At 32.6% G+C, this 24,243-nt stretch carries 21 protein-coding genes and 3 pseudogenes; 1 reads left to right on the forward strand and 23 read right to left on the reverse strand.

Annotated features, from left to right (window positions below; translation table 11 throughout):
- Positions 1-790 precede the first annotated feature (790 nt).
- The 22 genes and pseudogenes from QO263_RS12940 to QO263_RS13045 form a co-directional block, all read right to left on the reverse strand.
- Entirely contained in the window at positions 791-1,600 is an 810-nt protein-coding gene (locus tag QO263_RS12940; protein WP_285622196.1) for a hypothetical protein, read from the reverse strand.
- A 229-nt stretch (positions 1,601-1,829) separates the two neighbouring features.
- A complete protein-coding gene (gene yqeK / locus QO263_RS12945; RefSeq protein ID WP_285622198.1) occupies positions 1,830-2,465 on the reverse strand; it encodes a bis(5'-nucleosyl)-tetraphosphatase (symmetrical) YqeK in 636 nt (211 codons plus the stop codon).
- 258 nt (positions 2,466-2,723) lie between these two features.
- Positions 2,724-3,449, reverse strand: coding sequence for a hypothetical protein (locus tag QO263_RS12950; protein ID WP_285622201.1), 726 nt, complete (start codon positions 3,447-3,449; stop codon positions 2,724-2,726).
- Between the two features lie 423 nt (positions 3,450-3,872).
- Complete coding sequence (locus tag QO263_RS12955; RefSeq protein ID WP_285622203.1) at positions 3,873-4,262, reverse strand: hypothetical protein; 390 nt, start codon at positions 4,260-4,262, stop codon at positions 3,873-3,875.
- Between the two features lie 765 nt (positions 4,263-5,027).
- Entirely contained in the window at positions 5,028-5,483 is a 456-nt protein-coding gene (locus QO263_RS12960; RefSeq protein ID WP_285622206.1) for a GNAT family N-acetyltransferase, read from the reverse strand.
- A 169-nt stretch (positions 5,484-5,652) separates the two neighbouring features.
- A complete protein-coding gene (locus QO263_RS12965) occupies positions 5,653-6,132 on the reverse strand; it encodes an NUDIX hydrolase (RefSeq protein WP_285622208.1) in 480 nt (159 codons plus the stop codon).
- Between the two features lie 295 nt (positions 6,133-6,427).
- Positions 6,428-7,351: a S66 family peptidase gene (locus QO263_RS12970; protein WP_285622210.1), complete on the reverse strand. Its 924-nt coding sequence runs from the start codon at positions 7,349-7,351 to the stop codon at positions 6,428-6,430.
- 243 nt (positions 7,352-7,594) lie between these two features.
- Positions 7,595-8,497 carry a class I SAM-dependent methyltransferase gene (locus QO263_RS12975; protein WP_285622212.1) on the reverse strand — a complete coding sequence of 301 codons (903 nt, stop codon included), beginning with the start codon at positions 8,495-8,497 and terminating at the stop codon, positions 7,595-7,597.
- Between the two features lie 251 nt (positions 8,498-8,748).
- A pseudogene (locus tag QO263_RS12980) lies at positions 8,749-9,030 on the reverse strand (sigma-70 family RNA polymerase sigma factor); the annotation flags it as partial.
- 383 nt (positions 9,031-9,413) lie between these two features.
- Complete coding sequence (locus QO263_RS12985) at positions 9,414-9,902, reverse strand: HEAT repeat domain-containing protein (protein WP_285622214.1); 489 nt, start codon at positions 9,900-9,902, stop codon at positions 9,414-9,416.
- A gap of 467 nt (positions 9,903-10,369) precedes the next feature.
- Positions 10,370-11,113: an IS21-like element helper ATPase IstB gene (istB, locus tag QO263_RS12990; protein ID WP_285622216.1), complete on the reverse strand. Its 744-nt coding sequence runs from the start codon at positions 11,111-11,113 to the stop codon at positions 10,370-10,372.
- Positions 11,101-12,663 (reverse strand): IS21 family transposase, encoded by a 1,563-nt coding sequence (gene istA / locus QO263_RS12995; protein ID WP_285622221.1) that lies wholly within the window; start codon positions 12,661-12,663, stop codon positions 11,101-11,103. The genes istB and istA overlap by 13 nt, the downstream gene beginning before the upstream one ends.
- A 590-nt stretch (positions 12,664-13,253) precedes the next feature.
- Positions 13,254-13,616: a 2'-5' RNA ligase family protein gene (locus QO263_RS13000; RefSeq protein WP_285629312.1), complete on the reverse strand. Its 363-nt coding sequence runs from the start codon at positions 13,614-13,616 to the stop codon at positions 13,254-13,256.
- 1,689 nt (positions 13,617-15,305) lie between these two features.
- Complete coding sequence (locus QO263_RS13005; RefSeq protein WP_285622223.1) at positions 15,306-15,740, reverse strand: nucleoside phosphorylase; 435 nt, start codon at positions 15,738-15,740, stop codon at positions 15,306-15,308.
- Complete coding sequence (locus tag QO263_RS13010) at positions 15,685-15,981, reverse strand: nucleoside phosphorylase-I family protein (protein WP_285622225.1); 297 nt, start codon at positions 15,979-15,981, stop codon at positions 15,685-15,687. Before QO263_RS13010 ends, QO263_RS13005 begins: the two co-directional genes overlap by 56 nt.
- A gap of 361 nt (positions 15,982-16,342) precedes the next feature.
- On the reverse strand, positions 16,343-16,801 hold the full coding sequence (locus tag QO263_RS13015; RefSeq protein ID WP_285622226.1) for a GNAT family N-acetyltransferase: 459 nt from the start codon (positions 16,799-16,801) through the stop codon (positions 16,343-16,345).
- Positions 16,802-17,174: 373 nt separating this feature from the next.
- Entirely contained in the window at positions 17,175-17,522 is a 348-nt protein-coding gene (locus tag QO263_RS13020; RefSeq protein ID WP_285622227.1) for a hypothetical protein, read from the reverse strand.
- Positions 17,523-17,883: 361 nt separating this feature from the next.
- Positions 17,884-18,597: a hypothetical protein gene (locus tag QO263_RS13025; protein ID WP_285622229.1), complete on the reverse strand. Its 714-nt coding sequence runs from the start codon at positions 18,595-18,597 to the stop codon at positions 17,884-17,886.
- 251 nt (positions 18,598-18,848) lie between these two features.
- Entirely contained in the window at positions 18,849-19,643 is a 795-nt protein-coding gene (locus QO263_RS13030; protein ID WP_285622231.1) for a hypothetical protein, read from the reverse strand.
- A 322-nt stretch (positions 19,644-19,965) separates the two neighbouring features.
- Positions 19,966-20,529: a P-loop nucleotide/nucleoside kinase family protein gene (locus tag QO263_RS13035; RefSeq protein ID WP_285622233.1), complete on the reverse strand. Its 564-nt coding sequence runs from the start codon at positions 20,527-20,529 to the stop codon at positions 19,966-19,968.
- A gap of 280 nt (positions 20,530-20,809) precedes the next feature.
- Positions 20,810-21,298: a hypothetical protein gene (locus QO263_RS13040; protein ID WP_285622238.1), complete on the reverse strand. Its 489-nt coding sequence runs from the start codon at positions 21,296-21,298 to the stop codon at positions 20,810-20,812.
- A gap of 530 nt (positions 21,299-21,828) precedes the next feature.
- A pseudogene (locus tag QO263_RS13045) lies at positions 21,829-22,350 on the reverse strand (class I SAM-dependent methyltransferase); the annotation flags it as partial.
- Positions 22,351-22,420: 70 nt separating this feature from the next.
- Here QO263_RS13045 and QO263_RS13050 point away from each other — a divergent pair.
- Positions 22,421-23,541 (forward strand): IS3 family transposase gene (locus QO263_RS13050; RefSeq protein WP_285622240.1). Its coding sequence is split into 2 segments (ribosomal slippage): positions 22,421-22,670 and positions 22,670-23,541, totalling 1,122 coding nucleotides; the frame shifts between segments, so codons are not numbered across the junction.
- Positions 23,542-23,776: 235 nt separating this feature from the next.
- On the opposite strand, the pseudogene QO263_RS13055 reads toward QO263_RS13050, so the two are convergent.
- A pseudogene (locus QO263_RS13055) lies at positions 23,777-24,217 on the reverse strand (sigma-70 family RNA polymerase sigma factor); the annotation flags it as partial.
- Positions 24,218-24,243 lie beyond the last annotated feature (26 nt).

Here is a 24,243-nt window from a genome sequence, read left to right on the forward strand (position 1 = left end):
TAAAAATTATGTTCATAATCATAATCATCAAGCAAACGGGTTATTGAAGCAATCTTATCTATGTCAGGTAAAAAATATGGATTAACTCCATAGATAAGTGGCGAATTGAACACTTCCTCCCGTGTTTTACCTTCAAATTCTTGACGAATATAAGGTAAAATGTCGGAAGATACATTTATTATTGTGCTATGTCCCAAGGAAATCATTTCAAGGCGCGGCATTACAAATGGAAAATGTTGTCTGCCTTCGTTCTCTCTTGCTTCTGTGAAAATCAGGCCATCTTTTTAAAAATCATCTGGCGAGCAATTATAGTCAATGGCAAGCTGTTGATATACATAATCCATCATATCTTTTTTATTAATCATAAACTTGTCCCCCTTTTGTAAACATAGTCTTGATTTGTGATATATTACCGATTTTCAGTAATTAAGGAATTTAACTTTTGGAATCTGCCACTGGATTCGACGATCTCAACGTCTCCTTTCCGTATAATGTTTATGGATTCCTGATGTCCATGGTTTTTAGCCAAGCTTGACATAGTTAGATGAATTTAAAATGGAGCGATAGCGGAGCTGTGAATCTTGTGTTATATGTATTAGGGGTTAAGACGATAGCAAGCCATAAAGGCTTAGGCCCTAGTAATCTTTGATTAAAATCATACAAATTCATCAGTCATTTATATTTCTGCTTCATTGACATTTTCCCATGCTTTTTTCAAAAATACCTTTACGGCCCCATTAGCTGGTTATGCGAAATCTGACACACAATTAGTTACTTTACCTTCACTAAATCATATTAATTTACCTATTTCTGCTTTTAGCCAATCCCCATAGATAGAATAAAAACCCTCATGACTTTCTACTATCATCCAGTCCACTTTATCTGAACACCAATATATGTCAAAACCATCTGTATAATATAAATCCAGAGCCGATATATCCATTATGTAGGACGCTGAATTTATACCACCGGTATTTACCATATAAATTTTTTCTACTTTTTTTCGTTTTAAAATAGCTAATAAATAGTCAGTTTTTATTTTCTCATTAAAATACGATTTTTCAAAACACATAGTATCTTTTTCATTTAGTTTTGATTTATACCAAGTTTTATTTATATCTTCCTTAATCTCATTTATCTTTTCTTTAGATAATACTCTTCTATAGAATAAAGGTTCTATATTTACTAAGTAATCTTCGTCAATACTATCAATATGGCTAATAAATTTTTGCTTCTCATTATTACAAATTTCTCTTTTCAATTCTTTAGAAACATCACAATAATGAGTTCTATCGTCAATCTCAGCTTTTTCACATACCGATATTATTCTTTTCTTGATTTCCTGTAACGAATAAAATTTTTCAGGTGATATAGCTTCTATCTTGTTTAAAATAGCTTGAGATATGTCCTTCTTTATCAGGCAATAAGGATTTTTCTTATTGAAATCTTTCAATAAGTTCATTACTTCTTCATTTTTTTGATTAATACATTCTTTATTAAGCTTTTTGAATAGTTCCACTAATGCATTTCTTGAACTTCTAATAATTTCTATAAAATATCTTCTTGATAATGTATGAATTCCAATAATTCTTTCATCCATTTTTCTACTAGCTACTCCCTCCTTTAATTTCGCATAGAGTTCCCATAATTGTTTCTCTCGCTTTACTCATTGCTTTTGCAGATGGCTATGCATATGGTATTAATCTTATAGTAAATCCCTTAGATTAAGCTACTTATTTAGTAGCAATTTTTTAACCTATTTTATTATAAGATTGTTTGGTAAACTTATATTCTACTTTTTTAAAAATCGTTGGCAGCCTTTAGCTGGTTTATGTAATGTTTAGTTCTGATCCTAGTAACACGCTTAAATAGTTATACGCATCAGCTAACCAAGGATGTACAACTTCTAGATTAGATTGATTTTCATACAAATATTTTATAAAAGCAAATACTCCATTTTCTAGTGATTGTTTTAAGCCTTCTTGCACATTTATAAGGTATGGTGGTGTTCCTTCTTGATCCCATTCCAGTTTATCTGCAATAAATAAAATCATTTCGAATCGAGTGGGATTACTCTTTAACGTTGTGTGACAACAAATGGCACTTAAAATTCTTTCATCTGTTATTCCAAATATAGTTTTTGCAATTTCTTTAGACAATTTTTGATGAATGATTGGTGGAAAAGCTTTCTCTTCGGATAAAATATCTATATTTAGAAATTCAGCTACTTCTATCTTCTTATCATTTGGGATAATAGCACTAATATCATGTAAAATGCCAGCTATTCTTGCATCTTTATGGTTTTCTCCAAATATATATGCAAGTCGTTCTGCTTCAGTTGCTACACATTTTGAATGCTTAGCAACAATAATCTTATTGTACTTATTAAGTAGATTAATACTATCTTCAAATATATTATCTGTAAGCTTTAATTGCTCACTTAATTCTAATAAAATTGGATGCATATATTCTCCTTCCTATGGAAAATACTTTTAGCTAAACAAAATAAAAAATTTCTTTATCCGTAGTTTAAACCAGATGCTACATAACGTCTCTGTATTGCTGAAGTCCATCAACCCTTAGATATCTCCTATCTTAGGTTGATGGCGTAAGGAATGAACCAGCAATATATTGTATTGTTACAACTTTAGGTAATTTAATTGATTGATAAGTAGCGATATCTGCTAATCCTCTGTTATATGCTGTTTCATCACACCTAATGTTTAGCTGTTCACATTCCCCTTTAAGTATGTTTGACATTTATTAATCCATAGCCTCTCATGTTCTTCTGGAGTTACTATTCTATTAGCTAAATCTTCTATTGTAAAAATGTTTTGCTTTTCGCACCATTTCATGCAGGTTTTATAAAATTCTATGCTATCATTTTCATTTTCTAAATAAGCATAAACATATTTGAAACCCTTAATATAGGCTGCAACTAATCTAGAATATCCATCTATACAAACCACCTTATCTCCTATTTCTACACAAGTAATAACTATATCTTCTGGTTCCTCAATCCATTTACTTACTTTATCTATTTTTGCTTTACTAACAGTTAATTGTTCAGGGGTTATTTCTTCTATATTAACTCTAAAAACTTCAATATTATTATCTACATCCAATAACCATACAGAACCTTTTCTAAATCCAGCATACTTTAAAACATCCCTTGTTATAACATTTCTGTCTTCATTATAAATAATTCTTTTTAAGTATGGGTTCCAATAAAGTAATTCTTCGATTAATCCTTTAAATGCTAATTGACTCTTATGTGGTTCGAAAATATTAAAGTTCGTAACCTCAGCTTCTTCTACACTATTTACATCATATTCTAGTACTCCGATAACATTATCATCTTCACATGCAATTAAAGTGGTATTATGAATTATGCTCTTCTCATACTTTATGTGCTTAAACTCACTTTCTCTTGCCCTACAGAAATCCATTCTGTTTCTACCTCCTTTGATCTTAAGCTTTCCCCATAATAATTTTATTTGACTTACACTAAAAACAAATTTAGAAATGGCATGTAGCGTTTCGTATTTGCGGAATCCCTTAGCTGAGCTCCAAAGATAGACCCCAAAGTGGAACTTCACTCCCAACGAAGGGATGTGGTGCGCATTGCTTTAAGATTGTGTCTAGGTACACCCTTGCGTAAATGCAATGTTAAATGTATATTTCTTTTTTTAAATATACAATAAATAAAAAACTTAATCAGATATTTATTTTAAAAATGCAGTCTTTTCCACCACTAGCTACAGTTTCTTGAATTTCAGATGAAACAACTCTATCACAGATCGTACTAAATGTTTTTATAACATGACCGTTACAACATTCACACCATGTTTTCGATATAGGCTCATACTCTTCTAATTTGCGAAACATTCCACATACGCATTTACCCAATCCAAATGAGACATTAAGGATCCTTCATCTTTTTTTACATATCCTGGAGCAAGAAATTTTGAATATTCAGCACAGAAATCATCAAGATTATTGCATTTCTCTTTTAACCTATTAATTTCAACAATCTGCTGTTTAGATGGATTGCATGTATGTTTCTGTCTTACTCTAACAATAGTATCTTTATCAAGTAACTTGTCCATTCTATCTATTATTACTTTTCCCAGCCGTGCTTGTTCATGAGAAGGCATTTTATTTGGTAGTGTGGAATATTCAGGGAATAGCTTTATAGCCATGTCCTCCCCTAATACCTCCTTTATACTTATGTAGATCTGATAAAACTTGTAAATAGCCATTAATATCACTCCAATACTTTTCATTTATGTGTAATGCAATATTTATATCATGCCTTTCAGAACAATCTCCAAAGAATAGCCTCGATATCACTATTTCCTATAACGATTTTGTGTTTACGATGTTTTATCATCGGACATCATAGCTTGTCTGTAAAACAATATGGTGAAATGTGGTATTGACTTTCCCTATCAGAGTTCCCTCTATGCACCCTTGCGTGAACGCATTGTTATATATAGTTAGCTCACTCATCTTCTTTGTTACTTAAGAAGCTACAATAGGTAATTTTCAATATGTTTTCCAAAACACTTTCCTATTTTTACCACCTCGCTCATTACTCTATGAATTTTTACGCTATCAAGATACCAATTATCTTTCCTTATGTCTCTACTATCAACAACAGGAGATACCACATCTTAATCAATTACTTTCTACAATTACTTCACATTTTTTAAATAATGCCCCCAAAGAACAACCCCGATATCGCCATATCTATAACGTTTCCGTGTTTACGACGTCCTGAGTCGTACATCAAAACTAGACCGTCCTGGCGGTGATCATACTCGGTAAAGGGATATGGTCTGACTTTTCCACCTGCCATTCCTCCTAAGACCCTCGCGTGAACATATTGCTATCTGTAGGAGTAATATAACCCTCCATGACTTTCTGAAACACTTATTTTTATCAATCTTTTCGTTATTTAATCATTGCTTTTCTTAAATAATAAATATATCCTTATACTTTGAGTTATACTCATTTTCGAAGTTTCATTCTGCAATGTTCCAAACAAACATATCAATTTTTTCTGCTTGTAGATTTTTTAAAATTTCATTTTCAGGAACATCATCTTTTGTAATAGGGATTGCCCCCAATTTTTCTATTGTTCTTCTTGACGCAATATTATCGTAATTAGAGCCTATAAATAAACGACTAAAGCCATGAGCCAAAGCAACATGCTTAACCAGCAAACATGCTTTCATCGCATAATTATTACCGGCATGTGCAGGAGAAACACCGTAACTGATATGTCCCCTTATGTATTGCATTGGTGAGGTATCCACCGCAAAACAAACCACGCCAATATCTTCATTGGTTTCGATAAGCACAATTGAAAATATATATCTGTATGCATATTTTTTATCTAAATCAGGTTCATCATAGCTTTTCACCGTTAGCTTAATTTCATTATCATTTAAATCGGGAAATTCTATAAATTGGAACATAGTTACCTCCTATTATGTAAATAATCTTTGCTAACTTAATACCTACTTTTAACAATTTAATAATATGTTAAATTTAACCACAAAGTTATTCTCTGAAATTATATTACTCTTTCAGATAACGTTTCAAATTTCCGAACCGAGACACTTAGCCAGACCTGGATTAAGGTTATTAAAGATACTGCACGTCGTAAAAAATATATGGATCGCGTGAAAATACAAGATATGCAACTCTACCATTATAATTTAGCATATACCTAACCTTGTCCCTCGTGAACTCTTCATTAATTACACCTAATATTTGCTCTCTGTCAAACCATTTTACTTCAAGACTTTCGTCACTTGTAGTCAATTTACCTGAGATTGCTTTACCAGTAAATCCAAAACTTACAATTGTAGCAATAGGACTATTTCCATGAGGTTGGGTTCTGTTGCCTATATTTGAATGAACTGCTACTAATTTACCAATCTCTATATCTATCCCAGTTTCTTCTTTTATCTCTCTTTTCAATCCATCGGTAATAGATTCGCCTGCTTCAATTTGCCCTCCTGGAATCTCCCATCCTCTATCTGGACTTTTAACTGCGAGTATTTTCCCTTCATCATTTTCTATTAGTCCACCAGCAGCAACAATATGTACTGGATAATTCATAGTTGGTCTCCTTTAATTCGTATTTTCTACTTTTACGCAATATCCTATTTTTCATCAGAAATACCCCAAAATATGACCCCAATATCGCCATGTCTTATAATGCACTCATATTTGCGACGTCCCTGAACCAGGCCTGAAAGATAGGCCCCCTTGGTGGATTTTTGTTCCCGGTGGAGTGATGTTGTAGTTCACAAAGCCATAAGATTGCGCCCTAGTATACTCTTGCGCAAGTACTATGTTGAGGGAACATATTGTTATGTACTGTAGCCGCTCACAATCTAACATTACTTCTTTATTAACCAAAATAATCTTCTAATAAAGTTATTTTCTTGTTAGTACTATCCATTTCAATATAACATCCTATTGGCATTACCATTGGTCGATTATGACAACTATGAAAATCTGCAATAATTGGTAGTTCCTCATTATTAAGTACTTCTAATAATAATTCATAAGGCTTTCTACCAGTTTTTTTATCATCATACAATTCATGTTTTGACAATATAATTCCTGATATCTTATCAAAGATTCCATTAACTTTTAAGAAAGAAAAGTTTCTTTCTAAGGTAGAAGCATTTCCTTCATCCTCAATGAAAAGTATATCTCCTTCTGTTATGTTAGGCATATACTTACTACTCCAAAAACCTAGTATAGTATCCACGTTACCACCTATTAATCTACCTCTAACTATACCTTTAGTTATCGTCTTCCATTCTTTATTTGATATTTCATATGGTATTGTACGATCTTTTACTAATAAATCTTCGAAGTTCCCATATATTTCATCTGCTAATAAGGGATATTCCCAAAATTCCTCAGCTACTGGTGGTCCATAAAAAGTAGTAATCCCTGTTTGTGCATATATTCCCAATAATATTGCTGTAACATCTGAGTACCCAATTACTATCTTTGGATTTTGAATAAAAGATTCATAATCTATATAAGGTAAAAGTGAATTGGAATTCATCCCTCCAATTGTTGCCATAATGCATTTAATATTAGGGTTTCGAATTAGACCATTTAACTCCTCTACTCTTTCTTTTATTGAACCTGAACGATAGTAATCTGATTTTCTAGTAAGATTTCCCTCAACTATTTTGTATCCCTTATTTTCTAGATATTTTTTCGCTCTAACATATGTATTAAAATTACTAACCGGACATGATGGTGAGAATATACCTATACTGTCTCCATATCTTAATTTTTCTAACTTCTTCATATTTAACACTCCCAATCTATTATTTGTTCTATGATCATTAAATAGTAAATGAACAAATAGGAATACCTTATGCGACTATTGTACATAATGTTCCCGTATTTGCAAAGTCCCTAAGCTGGACCTTAGAGATAGACCCAAAAGTGGAGCTTTGCTCCCAGCGAAGGGATGTGGTGCACATTGCCCTAGGATTGTTCTCTAGTGCGCCCTTACGTAAATACATTGTTAGAGACGACAGATTTCTCCCTAGACAACCATTCCAGATACTATCTGTAATAATAAAATACTGTAATCCCAAATGTTCTTCCCCTCTTTTATGAACTTTAATCTTTGATTAGTCCTTTCATTTATTAAATTCTTTAACTCAATTAGTTCATTATCTGATAATCTATTCTTTTTTAGACAAGTCGCCATATTAATACTTTCTAATAACTGTTCCTTTTCTGATTCAACTATTTCCACTTTTTCATCAAAGCTGTTTCTTGAATCATCAATAACTATAGGAATAGCAATTGCATCAACTTGGATGCTATAAAAGCCAAGCTCCTCAAATAATTTAGGAAGTTCTACAGGATCAGGCCAATACTTCCCAACGTTATATTCTTTTATAATTCCATTACTTTCTTTAAATAGCTCATCTAAAAGTTCTTCTTCACGTTTACTTTGTTTAGGTAATAAACTAGGTTCAGTTATTATGTATTTATCTGGTCTTGCATACATTACAGAAACCCTTCCCTTTGGCTTACACACCCTTTTCTGTTCCAATAAAAATTCTTTGTTTGGTACATGTTCTATTACAGTGTGTGATATACAGGCATCTACTGAATTATCTTCTAAAGGTAGCTTTAATGCATCCCCTTCAAAATAATTTATATTGTGCAAATTCATCCTGTTAGCTTTTTCTCTAGCATATTTAACAAATTCTATGTCTCTATCTACACCAATTATTTTAGTTTTTTCTCCCAACCACTGTGATAGTTTTCTAGTAATTGCACCTGGACCACAACCAATATCAAGTATTGTCATTCCTTCTGTAAGCCCAAGTAGGCTTAAAAAAATATCTTTTCTATCGTCTCTAAACCTCATTTCTCTACTTAAATCAAGATTTAGAATACCTTGTATCTTTGTTGACCAAATATCATTTCCCATAGTGTACCTCCTTCAGCGTTTTCTGTCGTCTAACTTATAAATCTCCGACGACGTGAACCAATATATTTTTAAAAATAAAGTTTTCTAACTTTTGAAGTTTTTATTTACTTCTATATAATCCAACCTTTTCCTTCTTTTTCTGTTTTTTTAATTTTAATATTAGTAACTATTACATGCATCAATATTGTTCATATTATTTCATATTCTGGCTTATCACATATTATATAAAAAAACAGGTGTATATCACCTGTTTACATCAATGCTTTATTCAATTTCTTTATAGCTCTCTTTTCAATCCTTGATACATAAGACCTTGATATGCCTAACATCTTGGCTATTTCCCTTTGAGTTTTACATCCACCATTTACTAGACCATACCTAAGTTGAATTATGATTTTCTCTCTATCCTTTAACACTTTGTTCATCTTACAGTATAGTTTTTTTACTTGTATTTTTAAATCTACCTCGTCTATTACTTCATCTGGCTCTGTTCCTAATATATCTATTAATGATAGTTCATTGCCATTAATATCTTATCTACATTTTATGCAAACTATTTTGTGAATAGAATTTCATCAACTTATTATATTAAGTAATGAATATAAATACATAGTAATTCTCTTGGATTAAGCTACTTATTTAGTAGTATTTTTAAAACTCATTTTATTATAAGATTGTTTGCCAAACTTATGTTCTGATTTTCTTGAAAATTTTGGGCAAGCATTAAATGGCTATGTGAAGTTTTTGCACTTCATTTTCATTAACTCACTTTTTATCTCTTCAATTTCCTTATGTATAAACTTAAGTTTATCTTTTTTGAGTATATTAACAGCTTGTTCCAAAAAATCTGACTTTATCTCTCGTAATATTCTTAATGATACAAGTCTTAAATAATCATCTTCATCATTAAGCTTTATTAAACATATCTTTTCACTTCACTTGGGCTTACTTTAACTAAAGATAAAAGTGCCTTTCTCTGAACATATTTGCTCTCATCGTCAATAAAACTATTTAGAAATCCAGTAGTAGCTTGATCTTTGTACCTGCCTAGCAACTTAGCTATTTGCCATCTTGCTTCGCTTTGTATATGAAGGGTAGCTATATGCACTAAATATGATAAAGCATCATAAGTAAGATTATCCTGACACTCATCCAATATTTGTTCATCCTCATTATCCAAAGCCATCACCTCTAAAATACAATCAATTAACTCTTTGCTTTTTCCACCGTTGCGTACAGCCTTGATAGCCTCTATTGTCAATTCAATCAATCTATCCCAATTTGGATATTCCCATTCTTCTTGTTCTAGCTTCCACACATTCTTTGCATATTCATGTGAAGTTTGATTAGCCCACAGCCAAAAACTATTTAACTCATTCTTTAGTTTGTCTAATACAGTCTTCATAAGACACCTCCACTGTATTCGCTTCCTTCATAATTTCACAGTCACGGTGACATTCTTCTAGTTGCCCAGCACACCTCGCACAGATCCCAGAAAAGTCATATAAACCTTGCTGTTTCCTAGTAGCTAAAATATCCCTGTAGCTTTACATTTAGTTCTTCTACAATGCGTTTTATCCTGTTGTGCCTATTCTCTTTGCAGCACTGTATAAACGCTTTTAGCAATTTTTTTAACTTCTTTCTGCTCGTCCTTCTTGCTATTATGTCTCTACCTTTACTTGATACTTTCCGGCGAAATTCAAATTCTAGAAACTTGAAGCTTGTATTTTCATATTTTCTAAATCTTGAGAAACTTATTATCTTTGTCTTTTCTTCTGCTAGTTCCAGATTAAACTTTAATAGTTGTTACTGGCAAGTGTTTTTGGAGAAATTTCGGCAAATAATTTTACTGAATTTTTCCCAGTTTGAACATTAGAATAATGACTTTCTGTGTTCTAGTCTATAGCTCTTGCCAGACATGCTAAAAAGCTCACATCTGTATGTAATTCTGTCTAATACTGCTGTTGTTAAAGCAGGATCTCCTAATAGCTCTGTCCAATCTTCTAAGCCTTTATTAGATGTGATAATAATTGAAGCCTGTTCATGAAGTGCCGATACTAACTGAAAAAATAGATTTGCTTCTTCTCTTGTTATTGGAAGGTAACCTAGTTCGTCTATTATTACAAGGCTTGAAGATAGTATTCTATTCATTTTTCCTTTGCTCTTTCTTGATATTTCGTGTGTTTTTAGTACGTGCATCAGGTTATCCATTGTTACAAAGCTAACCTTATACCCTAATTCTACTGCTTTATATCCTAATGAAATTGATAGATGCGTCTTTCCTACACCTGGAGGGCCTAGGAAGATAAGATTATACATTCTATCTATCCACTCCATTTCTAATAGCCTATTTATCTGTTTCTTTGTTATAGATTTTTGAAAATCTAAGTCAAAGTCTTCTATTTTCTTTATTACCGGAAATCCTGCATTCTTTAATCTTCTTTCTTGTGCTTTTTTATTTCTTATTTCTATTTCATTTTCAAGTATTTTTATTAATATATCTTGATATGAGTAATCGTTTAAATCAGCTTCCTCAATAATTTTATCTGCGTTAATTCTTAAGTAATTCAGGCTAAGTTCTTTTGCATGTTCTTTAATTTGCTCTAGTTTATCCATGTCTTTTTATCTCCCTTCAAAGCATTTATATATTCATCAATGTTTCTGATCTCTGGTTTTACATCTTGGTACTTTGAAGAGATGGATAGATTTGCTTTATCATATTTCTTTTCTGAACCTGTTTCTTTTTTTATACTCAAATATTCTAGTGTATCTTTAAACATTCCTGCACTAAATAGCTTTCGTTTTACACAGTATTCTACTGCTTGTCCTACTAGCTTTTCGTCATAATCCTTTACTACTGATATTATTAATCCAAACTGATCTCTACAATATCTCTCTTTTTCTTTTCGTATGTTATCTAATAGCTCTTTTGCTTCATCTGTCATTCCAAGAGCCTTTAGGGCTTTATCATACATTTCGTCTCTGGTTTTCTTTTTTTCTCTTTCTGGATGATATATTTGAATTAGCTTGCCCTTTTGATTACTGATACTGTGAGTTGCAATAACTAATTCAGTATCTAAATCGACTATATTCATCTTATTATCATTTATTATTAGTTTAACTTCTTTACCTGGTCTGTATGTGCCTTTTGGAACCTGGTATCTATTTTGTTTGTATGATATGGTATTGTTTTTTCTAACGGTATAGGTTAAACTATTATTAAGTTGAATATTTTCAAACAGGCTAGGTACTTTCTGTAAGTGTTCCTTTTCCAGAGTAAACACTTCTTTAGGTACCTTTCTTGTTATTTCATGTACTTTAGCATTACCAGTTCTATCTAACCATTTAAATGAGTCTTCATTTAGTAAATCAATATCTATAAAGGCTCTATGCTTTGCAAAGTTATATTTTGCATATTTGACTACTGCTTCTATTTTTCCTTTGCTTTCTGGGTCAAAAGCTCTGCATAGCCTAGTCTTAAATTTCATGCTACTTATGTAGTTTTGAAACATTTCAGTGAAGATAATATCTCCATGGTTTTCTGATACTGCCAAAATCCTATCTTGGTCATATACTATTTCTTTTGGCATGCCTCCAAAGTATTCGAAAGCTTTATTATGAGCCTCTATGAATGATAGTGTATTAAAAGGTTTATCTTTCCACCATAGAAACTTATATCTCGAATGAGAAAGTACCATTGCAAAACAATATGCTTTAATTTTTGAGCCATCACGCTTGGATAACCAAGTTTGACCTAAATCTACTTGTGCTTGATATCCCATTGGAAGCTCTGGAATCTCCTCGTACTGCCTTGCACAAGGAACTTTAGGCAGTTCATATTTTTCCCTTAAATCCTTTACATAAAGTCTTAATGTTCTATCGCTAAAATCCACTTCACTATACCTTTCTTTGAGCCAATCATATATTTGAGCAGTAGATATATCTCTAAATTCCTTTATCCAAGATAATATTAATTCCCTATGTTTATCAACTTTCTTTCTTCTATTCTTAGCCTCCTCCTTTAGTTCTGCATATTCTTCATAAGACATATTCCAGTATTTATCTACTGTCTTGTAGTTAATCTTAAGAAATCTACTTACTTGAGATTTATTGAATCCCTTTAATTTGTACTGCTTAATTTCAGCAAACATATTCCATCCCTTCAAGCTACCTTCCTCCTCTGATAAAACATATCTTTAATTTTATCAGAAGATGAGGTATTATTGTATTAAGCTGGAAAATTTTCTCCGTTTTTGTTTGCCATAATTCCTCCCTTTTATTATACCAGTCACAATAGTATTTTCCCTAGGCTTCTATAGAATCTGTCTGCGTCTTCCTTATGTATAAAGGCACATATGAAGTCGTCTGCTTTTTATCCCCTATTGAAAGGATACTGTTGACGGGACTAAATATGTTTCGAGGATTACGGTCTTCCCTGTAGTCTATATAATTCTCTGTGTACGCTTTACCCTTACTGTCGCCAGTAATGGTACAACACTCGATAATAGTGGTTGGCTAGACCTTTCCATACAAGGACTTTCACCTCGCTAGTAATGCCAAGCTTTGCTTGGCGTACTAACACTTCAGTATTTGCAACGTCCCTGAGCTGGACCCAAAAGATAGACCCCTTGGTGGAGCTTTGCTCCCAGCGAAGGGATGTGCCCCTAAGATTGCGCCCTAGTGCACCCTTGCGCAAATACATTGTTAGGTGAAGTATCCCATACCAATATGCAAAACCTCTCCAAAAAACCTAATTCTATCTTTCGAAATCGATTCTATGTTTTAGTTCCCCTATTTGGCCATTTGGCTCATAAATAAATGAAATATTATCTACTTCAAAGCTCCAATTAAAATCCATAAATGATAGTTTTCTTAATACTATTCTTATATTTTCTTTTGTAACATCCTCATATGCTAAGCTAATATGTGGAAACCATGATTGTGGACTATAATAATCACTTATATCTTCTCCCATTTGTTTTAATTTTTCCCAAATTGAATAATAGAACTTCAATAGTTGAATATCTTTAACTATGGGTATAAAAACAACTGGGGATTTTCCAGTGAATAATCCTATCACAGCTGTTTTTACCTCAAATGGTTTTAAAGATACTACAATTCTTCAAATACATTTATTAATTTGCTCATATAGTAATTTTCTGCAATTTACCATGAAAAATGTGGATATGGTGTAACTCTAACTCCAGTTAATCCAACTTTTTCTCCAACTCATTCCATATGTGTTCAACCTCTCTATAATATAGTTAGGGTAATAATGATACTACACCATGCATATTTACACTCCCATCTAAAACTTACTATAGCCAACTCAATTGCTAGGGACAATTCACCTAACGTTCCAGTGTTTGCGTAGCGCAAGGCGTAACATGCGCCATGACATGGTATAATACTCCTTAACCGGGAAAGTCGTCCTTGATCCTATCCAAAAAGATTACGCAAACACGTTGTTAGACGATTAACTAGTGCATTACCCAATTCTAACTCAGCCTTTTGATTTTCAAATATCTATCTACCCCTTGTACATACAAATTAAGGGGATCCAAGCCGGGGCTATACAGATTGTTGAAGATCCCTTTAAAAACTGAGTAATCGTTGGTTTCTAATCCGGTAAACATTTCACCGTCAGATAGCATTTCATTATAAAACGCTGTTAAGGACTCAAACGCCATATAGCTGACTAGACCATAAATGCCATGTTGTTCAAGTCTCGGGATGCCCTTCTCAAATTCTTGTATTTTCCATTGAAGATGTGGCAAAAGCGTATGAACCCCACCTTATGACTCGCCATTGCAATCATGTCTATAGCGTTTTGGTCGTAAAATGTACTATTTTTCCCTAGAGACAAGTTATTCCATGACGGGTCTTGTCTTCCTGCGAAATATAGTACCACTTTGTACTGTTCCGCGACAAATTCCAAACCTGTACGGTCCTCCCATATCATAATCAAATCGGCTCTAACTTTTTGATTAAGCAAGTCTACACGCCTTATTAGCTCGGGACGAATAACTGGCCAGATCTTTTCTTTGTATGCTCTAAAGTTATCGATGTAAATCCAGCCTATTTCGACAAAGATCTTATCGAGGGGTAAAATCTTCTGCTCCCAAGTTTCGTCATCGACATTAAAAAACTGAATCAGGTGTTCAGGATATCGTGTATATTGCAAAAAAGGGATATGACTTCTTAGCCGGACAGCTTCATCCCAAGCCGAAAAATAGTCGACCAGCTTGTCCAGACTATCAAAATTAAAGTGCGACGGAGTAAAATAGAGAAGATCCGAAAGCGGGCCGTGGTCTCGTTTGTGAAAAGAGAAAAGATTGGCGTTTGGCCGCAGATACTCTAATTATGTCGGTGGCAAACTGTTTTCGTATTGCTGCGAATAGCTAATATCTTCAAAACCCGCTCGGGCCATAGTGTATAAGTGAGTAGCATAGTTTACAAAAAGTTCAACGTCAAAAAACACTTGCCTATTGGTCTTGTTAATGATAAACACCTCCTTAGGGTTATTTCGCCTAACGTTCTGAGGCTTATCAATGTCGGACTTTCCCTATATTTTTTCTTTCCGATATCAATAAGCTTCTGTTATAAGATGTGGCGACGTCTTTCCCCTATAATTCTTAGCATAATAAAAAGAATATAACTTAAATCTATCAAAGGTAATACTTAATAATAATTATAAATTTTGTCTATAAATTCTTTCATGTTATCACATGATTTATATTTTCATTCTTTGCAACTACAACAAAGTTATATTTACTAATTCAAGTTTATCCTTAGTTTATTTAAAAATCTATAATTCCAAACATATTGCCATAGATAAATCCACCAGATTAGTTCTAATATCTTCTAGTCTATTCCAATTTCTAGAACCCCATTCTATACCGCCTAAGTCATCTCCGCCATAAAGTATTTGTTCAAGTACAACACTTCTAAATTTAGCAACTGCGAAAAATGTAGCCGCCTCCATTTCAACAGTTACACATCCCTCAGAAACACGTAGAGCTATTTTAGCGTCTGTTTCACGATGAAATGCATCTGTAGTCCATGTTTTAGCTTCAATAAATGGTATCTCATTCACTTTTAAATACTTCGTGATGCATTCCAAGGCCGACTTACTAGATTCAACTTCCCTAGATGGCTTTAAACAATGATATGATAAACCCTCATCCCTAACTGCTGAATATGGAACAATCAAGTGCCCCACCTGAATATCCTTTTTTAACACACCAGTTGCTCCTAAGTAACCCTGCACAATTCCAATAGGTTTTTCCATCGAATTCTGTCTCATATATAGGTAATACAACTGTGCATGTTTTGAAATCACCAACCTTTTTTAATCTTCCTTCACTTAACATTCTTTTAATAACATCACCAAAGAATGTGATTAAGCAATGCTCTGGAACATCTCGCTTTTTAATTGTATCAGAAGGCTCAATCTTAGCTCTTAGAGCAGAATCAAACTCCAATATAGGAAAATCTTTTTTAACATCATTGCTTTATTCCCCTTTTGCATTAATTTTATTTACTTAGCATTTTTTACAATTAGGTAACATCTCGACTTTTATCAAATAGAACCAAATGAACAACCCCGTTATCTCCATGCTTTATAACGGCTTGTGTCCTCGACGCCTACCAAGCCATTTATGGGCCTGGTAGGTGTGTTGTGGCGGCTCCGGAGGCTTTACCCTAAATTGCCACAACGAATGGAGACATGTTGTTATGTGTAGTGGCAAATATGACAGCATAATTATCCAGAAATTTGATGTTTAGTATAAGAACATTTCAAGTCAGAAATACACAAATATCATACTCTTTGATTCTGTATATTTAAAAGACGGAAGAGTTCACACGCTTATTCATTATGTACCTGCTGTCTCGAATAATCTCTATAATTTCAAATCCATTTTTAAGATATAAACTAATGGCTCTATGGTTCTTTGTAAAAACATATAAAAATACATCCTTATTCTGTTCTTTTGCAATTGAGTCAACATATCCTAAAACCTTTGTACCTATACCTTTACCCTGAAATTCTTCAAAAATAAAAAAGTCATCAAGCTCAAGTTTTTCTCCTTCATTATGCAAGAAAAAATATCCTACCTTAACCCCATTAAAATAAACACATTCATAACTCTCAATATTATTTTCTATTTTTCTCCTTATCCAATTAAAAATTTTCTCAAAATCTAGGTGCAAGTTGGTTTCATGATCGTTTATAAGTTTCTTTTCTAACTCAAATATCCTATCCACATCATCAGTTGTAGCACTTTTGAATGTCAATTCCATAACTCCCTCCATTCAACAATTAAGAATAATGTTGCTTTCTGTACTAAAGAAGACATATAACTGAACTATACTGATAAATCCAAATTTGAAAAAGTACAGCATTGATATTGCCATTGCACATAATGTTTCCCCGTTTACGACGCCTTTGAACTGGACCTTAAAGATAGACCGTCTTGGCGGTGCTTGCCACCCAGTGAGAAGGTGTGGTGCGCTGACCTTTCCCTCAAAACCTGCCAACCAGCACCTCTCGTGAACACATTGTACCTACTGTCCGGTTAACGATAACCCTCTACATCCATCAACCAAATTCCTTTTGTTCACTTATGACTTGTTTTTATAAGAATCTCTAATATATTGTGTTTGCTATGTGCAACTAATCTTCATTAATACAACAAGGTGTTTCAAGATAATATACAGGTTTGCCAATTCTTTCAGCATATTCAATCTCTGACCTTGTACTGTCACCAATGTAGTTATCAACATTTAGTACAAATACCGTATCGCAAAGTTCTATTTTTCTTTTGTGAAGTTCATCAAGCCTTATTTTATCTTCATCAGTAAGATTTAAACCCTCATCACTTTTTGTATTACAACCTATGCTTAAAACTATTTTTCTTTGTAAAGTGAAGTTGAAATTCCACTCGTCAAAAGTTTTATAAAATCTTGTACTACCACATAAACACACTATTTCTGGTCTATTTATTTCAAAGCACTCCTTCATATTTTTCTAATAATATGACTATCATTTTTTACTCTCGTTTCATCTTTTCAATGTCAAGTCAACTACTAACACAGTATTATGCTAAGAATTGAAGGTAACGTCCCGTTTGTGCGACGTCCCTGAACCGGGCCCCAGAGATAGACCTCTAGGTGGAGCTTTGCTCCTGGTGAAGGGATGTGGCGCACATTACCCTAGGGATTGTGCCATAGTGCACCCTTGCGCAAATATAATGTTAGACGAAGCGACGACTTACATCAAATTTATTTAGCATTAGCATAAATAGTTTCTAGAATTATATCTGGTCCCTTTTCAAATATTTCTCTAAAACATGTCAATTCTTTATTATGGCTATTATAGTAACCTACAATAGAAAAAGTCCTGCAATAGCACCAAACTTGTCCCAAAACCTTCCGCTATTAGCCCTAGATAATATTTCATTCTTTTTATCTTGAAAATCATTTTTCATTTCATAAAGCAATGTTGAGTATGCCTTTTCCTTTCTCTCTAGCATTTCCCTAGTTTCCCAATCAACTGACAAAACGTCTTTGCTAAAAGATAAGAAATGTGCGATGCCCTCGTTAAATACAATATATCGCAAGTTCATATTTGTTGAATCTTTAACATTGGGACTTTGATAAACCTTATTTACATAAATATGCGCTATCTCATGAGTAATTAACTGAATAATGATTTCCAAAATTTTATCATCATTTTCGGAATAAGATCGCATTCGCTCTAAATCAAAAATTATACATTTGTTCCCTTCTTTATCATATCTGACCATTGCGTCATATGGTTCAGGTGAACCAACTATAATATATACAGTTACATCTTCTGCTAAACCACTATAACTACCAAAAAATTGTTCCCATACCTTCAAGTTTAATGGTTTAAAACTTTTTAGTGATTTTAATAACATTTCATAAATATTTTTGAGTCTATCATAATTTTCTTTGGGTGGTTCCTGATATATATGTTTTCCAGGAATTATCGTCCTAAATATCCAATGATCTATTATATTATTCATAGATTTATCAGAAAAATATTGCTCAATTATTTTGGTATTTGATTTCATATACTTTTATACCTCCACTATTAAAAGTTTCGCCTAATGTCCCGTATTTGCGACGTCCATGAGCTGGATAGACCCCTTGGCGGAGCTTTGCTCCCAGCGAAGGGATGTGGTGCACATTGCCCTAAGATTGTGACCGAGTGCACCCTTGTGCAAATATACTGTTATAGGAAGTGATGATCTTTCACACAAATAATCCTTTGCATAATAAAATCTTTCTTAATTAAAACTAAAAGTATAAATTATAAATATCATTAAACATTAAACATTTTACAATAAAGTCCTCTTATGTCATTTCTTAAGTGCGGATTATTCTTAATCAATAAATATATATATTTACTACCAATTTCATAGAAACTTATCCTGTTAAATTTGGGTTGAAGTTTAGATGCATTAGGCTTAAGACCAACTCTATTTCGCATTAAATTTTCTATATATCTTGCAAATCCTTCTTTCCATTCTTGCCATATCATATACTCATAATCCAATTTATTTAATCTATCCCTCATCTGTCTATAGTAACTAATAACACCATCTAAATTTTCTTGTTCCAAATAATCCTCTACTTCAATCGATTTATTGACAAAAACCAAATCTTTATAGGGAAAAGGATGATTGATTTCCCACATATAATTATTTTCTTCCTTATATTTTCTTTCTATTTCTAAATTTGCCCTAATATCTCTTTCACCATTTTCCCACTGGAAACAATGTACAAATTCATGGAAAATGAATATATATCCTTCAAGGCTATTAAAAGCTTCATCTGATATGATTGCTGAGGATTTTCCATGATAAAAGTCTAGGGGAAATGCAGCTAAGACACCCTTTGGTATTGGCATTGATGTTGGCGATTCTAATTTATACTCATACTTCTCACCAGATTCATTACGATCAAATACAAAGAATGTATTGTCTTCAACAAGTGTTACTGGATAAAGTTTTGACACTGAAATATCTATATCTTTTACTTGTTTATGCAATTGTTGAAGCTTTTCTAGAGATAATAGAGTGTTAAAAACAAATTTTTCTTTTAACTTTTTATCCATAACAACCCCTCCCAATAATCAATATTTTAAATATATTCAATAATGAACATAAATCTACGAATGTGTAGCATTTAGCTTTCTTAAAACAAGACCTACAAAGAACTGCCCCGATATCATCATGTCCTATAACGTTTTCGTGTTTGAGACGACTTTGAACACTGGAGGTGGCAAAAAGGTGTGTTGCGGCTTTTATCCAAGGGTCTGACCCTTCGCAACGAACTCAAACACCTTGTTATAGGATGGCTCATGCTCCACGAATCCAAAGCCAACACGGATGTCGGCACCCTACACATATACTTGTTCAATCAACTCATTCTTCTCTCTATAGCACATTCTCTATTTGATTAAATAATTGTTCATAGTTCACCGATTCAAAATGGGTTGTATTCAAATCAATATAGACGCTATTATCAATATCAAGTCTATAACACTTCGAATCAAAAACCTTGGTCTTGTACTCATGAAATTCAGGTAGTTGGTGAATGTGACCTTGGTGCCTATCACCTGAATTGTCCCTTGCTTTGTATCTCTCATATAACGTTTCAGGCTCTGTGTAACACTGAATTTGCAACACCTTAAAATCCATATTGGATTTTAGTTTTAAGAAATTCTTCGTTGCCTCACCATTGTAAAAGTTACTTTCTACAATAAAAGGGTTGTTTGTCATAAGTAGTTTAGCTATGAAGTTGAATAACAAGTTATAGGTAGCTTTGCTTAATTGTAGCGACCATTGTCTATCTCCAATCCCTATGCTGTCAAATAACAACTCTTTTATTTCGTCTTTTGCAACAAGCGGGATTGAATATTTCTCGGAAAGCTTCTTACTCAATGTTGTTTTGCCCGTGCCGGGTGCTCCAGTTACAATTATCATCAATCTGTTCTTCATGTTACTTCCTCCAAATGAAAATATTACTTTATCAATCGACACGATGTCGCATTTAGCTTTTGCATCAGCTGTCCTATAACGTCCTATATTTGCGACGTCCCTGAGCTGGACCTCAGAGATAGACCCCCTGGCGGAGCTTTGCTCCCAGCGAAGAGATATGATGCACAATGCCCTAAGATTGCGCCCGAGTGCACCCTAGCGCAAATATATTGTTTATAAGATGTGGCGACTTCCTTTTCCTTAATCCTCATGTACAATAAGCAATGTATTTTAAATGGGGTTATATGACTTGATAATCTTTTATTTTAATAATCACATTTATTATCTCATTCATACTGACACCTTGTGGCAAATTTATAGCAAAATGAAATTCTTCCTCAGGACTTTCATGAATTTTTTCTTTGTAAATCTCAATTGCTAAATTAGGTTGGTAATAATCTATAAGATAATCCTTAACCCCATAAATCTCTATATTATAATCATTAAAACGATCTAATTGTAAGTATTCTGCTTTTTCTTTTGATATAGTAGTTTCAATAAAAATGTAATCCAAGTTTAAACCAATATCTCCAAAACCTTCAATAGATAGGACAGGAATAGGAAAATATTCATCAATGAAGCCATCATTATGTTTAATAGAATGCATATTAAACCATCCTGCATTAGAATAACTAAAATTATATTTATCTAATATTAACTTTAAGTCTTTAAATTGACTATGCAAAGGCTCATAGATGTTGTTTAGTTGCTCAATTGTCTTCAAATTCATATCCTTACCCCCACTGAAGTTTTTCTAGTAGAAAAAATTTGAACGCTAAATATTAACCTTACTCCACAGCGTTCTACTGATATCAACATCTTTCTATCAACAAACTCCCTGTAAATTGCTCTGATATTGTCCGGTCTTATAACTTACTAGTGATTTAAAAAATACATAAGGCTTAGGGCAAGGACCTCTCCGAATGAGTTTAAATTATATGTAACAGAATCTTAAATCTAATGTTATTTAGATTCCCTGCCCTATGACCCAAAGGACGACAGGGCTTCGCCCTTGGGTCTTTATAAATTAATATAAAAGTCGTCTAGATAAATATCGTAGTGCTGTAGCTAATAAACCTTGGCAGAAATAATAATAAGGCAATAAAGGCAAAACTAATAATATTTTTTGTTATAACTCATATTTCTCTTCCTCTCAATAAAAAACATCAGCTAATAACTTAAATCGTTATGTCGTATATTATAAAAATTACTCACTAAAGAAACTATAGATTATTCTTATAACCTACATTTAGATATTTTTTATTTCATAGCATAAATTGTAAACAGACCAGGTATTTTTTTATTCTCATAACTTGGATGTTCATTAAACTCCCTTATTGTAAATCCTGCTTTAATAACTGCATTAATTATCTCACTTAACGTATAAAAGCGTAAAGAACAGTCGGGAAAAGAACTTTGCTCATCTTCATTGAAAAAACTTTTATATGCAACATCTCCATTGAAAATCTCTGAATTAAAATAATCACCACCTGTTTGTGGAACACTAAACATAAAAAAACCATTAGAATTTATTTTTCTGAAGGGATGGAAATCACTTAATATAAGTTGACCATTAGGCTTTAGTAATTCATATATTGTCTCTACGAATATATCTATGTCACTAAAATAGTGTAATATCCCACCCTCTGCATATGCTATATCAAAAGAATTTCCAAAAATATTTATATTTGTTTCACAAAAGTCACCAATTTCATATTTAATACCTACATTAGCACAATCAGCCAGTTCCATTGCATATCGTTTGTTTTCTTCTGATATGGATAGGTTACAATAAACTAGACAATAAAAATAAGGTCATGTAAGCTATTAATAGAAAAAGGAGAGAGTTTATATGATAAAACGAGAAAGAAGAACCTATACCGAAGAATTCAAAGATCAAATGGTAAAACTATACGAAAGTGGTAAGTCTAAGAATGATATTATAGCTGAATATGACTTAACACCCACCGCCTTTAATACCTGGATAAAAAGAAGCCAAACAACTGGATCTTTCAAGGAAAAAGATAATCGTTCCCCAGAGGAAAATGAACTAATAAAGTTAAGGAAAGAAAATCAACAGCTAAAAATGGAGAATGATATTTTAAAGCAAGCAGCGCTGATATTAGGACGAAAGTAAATGTGATTAAGAGTAGTACCCACAAATACAGTGTATCAGCAATGTGCAAAGTCCTGCAAATTTCTAGAAGTACTTATTACTATGAATCAAAAGCTAAAGAATCTACAGATGAAATAACACTAAAAGTTATAGATATATTTAAAGCAAGTAGAAATAACTACGGTACTAGAAAAATTAAAGTCGAGCTAAAAAAAGCAGGCTATATAGTATCTAGAAGAAAAATAGGTAGAATAATGAAGCAAAATGGCTTAGTATCAAACTATACAGTTGCCCAGTACAAGCATCATGTGGATAAATGTAATGAATCAAAGATTGCTAATGAACTAAATAGAGAATTTAATACAGATGAACCTTATGCAGCTGTAGTCAGTGATTTAACATACGTTAGAGTTAATAAAAGATGGAATTATGTATGTTTCTTAGTCGACCTATTTAATAGAGAAATAATTGGTTATAGCGCTGGTCCTAATAAAGATGTACCTCTAGTTTATAGAGCATTTGCAAGGGTTAAAACTAAATTAGATAATATTACACTATTTCATACAGATCGAGGCAACGAATTCAAAAATAAAATAATAGATGAAGTCCTAGATACCTTCAAAATTAAGCGTTCTTTAAGCATGAAGGGCTGTCCCTATGATAATGCTGTAGCTGAAGCTACATTCAAGATATTTAAAACTGAATTCGCTAATAACTATCATTTTGAAAGCCTAGAGCAGTTAGAAATTATGTTAGCTGATTATGTAAATTGGTTTAATAATATTAGGGTTCATTCAACACTAGGATATTTAAGTCCTAGACAATATAAATTACATAACCTTAAAAAAACTGTCTAAATAAGTGTTGACTATCCAAAACAGCATATTTTATGACACTAATTTAAAACTATTCAAATGGTAAGGTACTTTCGTGTGTAGTCCTTTATTACTTCTATATAATCCAACCTTTTCCTTCTTTTTCTGTTTTTTTAATTTTAATATTAATAACTATTACATGCATCAATATTGTTCATATTACTTCATATTCTGGCTTATCACATATTATATAAAAAAACAGGTGTATATCACCTGTTTACATCAATGCTTTATTCAATTTCTTTATAGCTCTCTTTTCAATCCTTGATACATAAGACCTTGATATGCCTAACATCTTGGCTATTTCCCTTTGAGTTTTACATCCACCATTTAATAGACCGTACCTAAGTTGAATTATGATTTTCTCTCTATCCTTTAACACTTTGTTCATCTTACAGTATAGTTTTTTTACTTGTATTTTTAAATCTACCTCGTCTATTACTTCATCTGGCTCTGTTCCTAATATATCTATTAATGATAGTTCATTACCTTCTTTATCTACACCAATTGGATCCTGAAGAGAAACTTCTGACTTAGTTTTCTTACATGCACGAATAGTCATTAATATTTCGTTATCTATACATCTTGCTGCATATGTTGCTAGTCTTGTACCTTTACATCTATCGAATGTTGTTATTGCCTTAATAAGGCTTAATGTAACATAGTAACAACATACATATATCC

This window comes from Proteiniborus sp. MB09-C3 (genome assembly GCF_030263895.1).
Classification (GTDB): domain Bacteria; phylum Bacillota; class Clostridia; order Tissierellales; family Proteiniboraceae; genus Proteiniborus.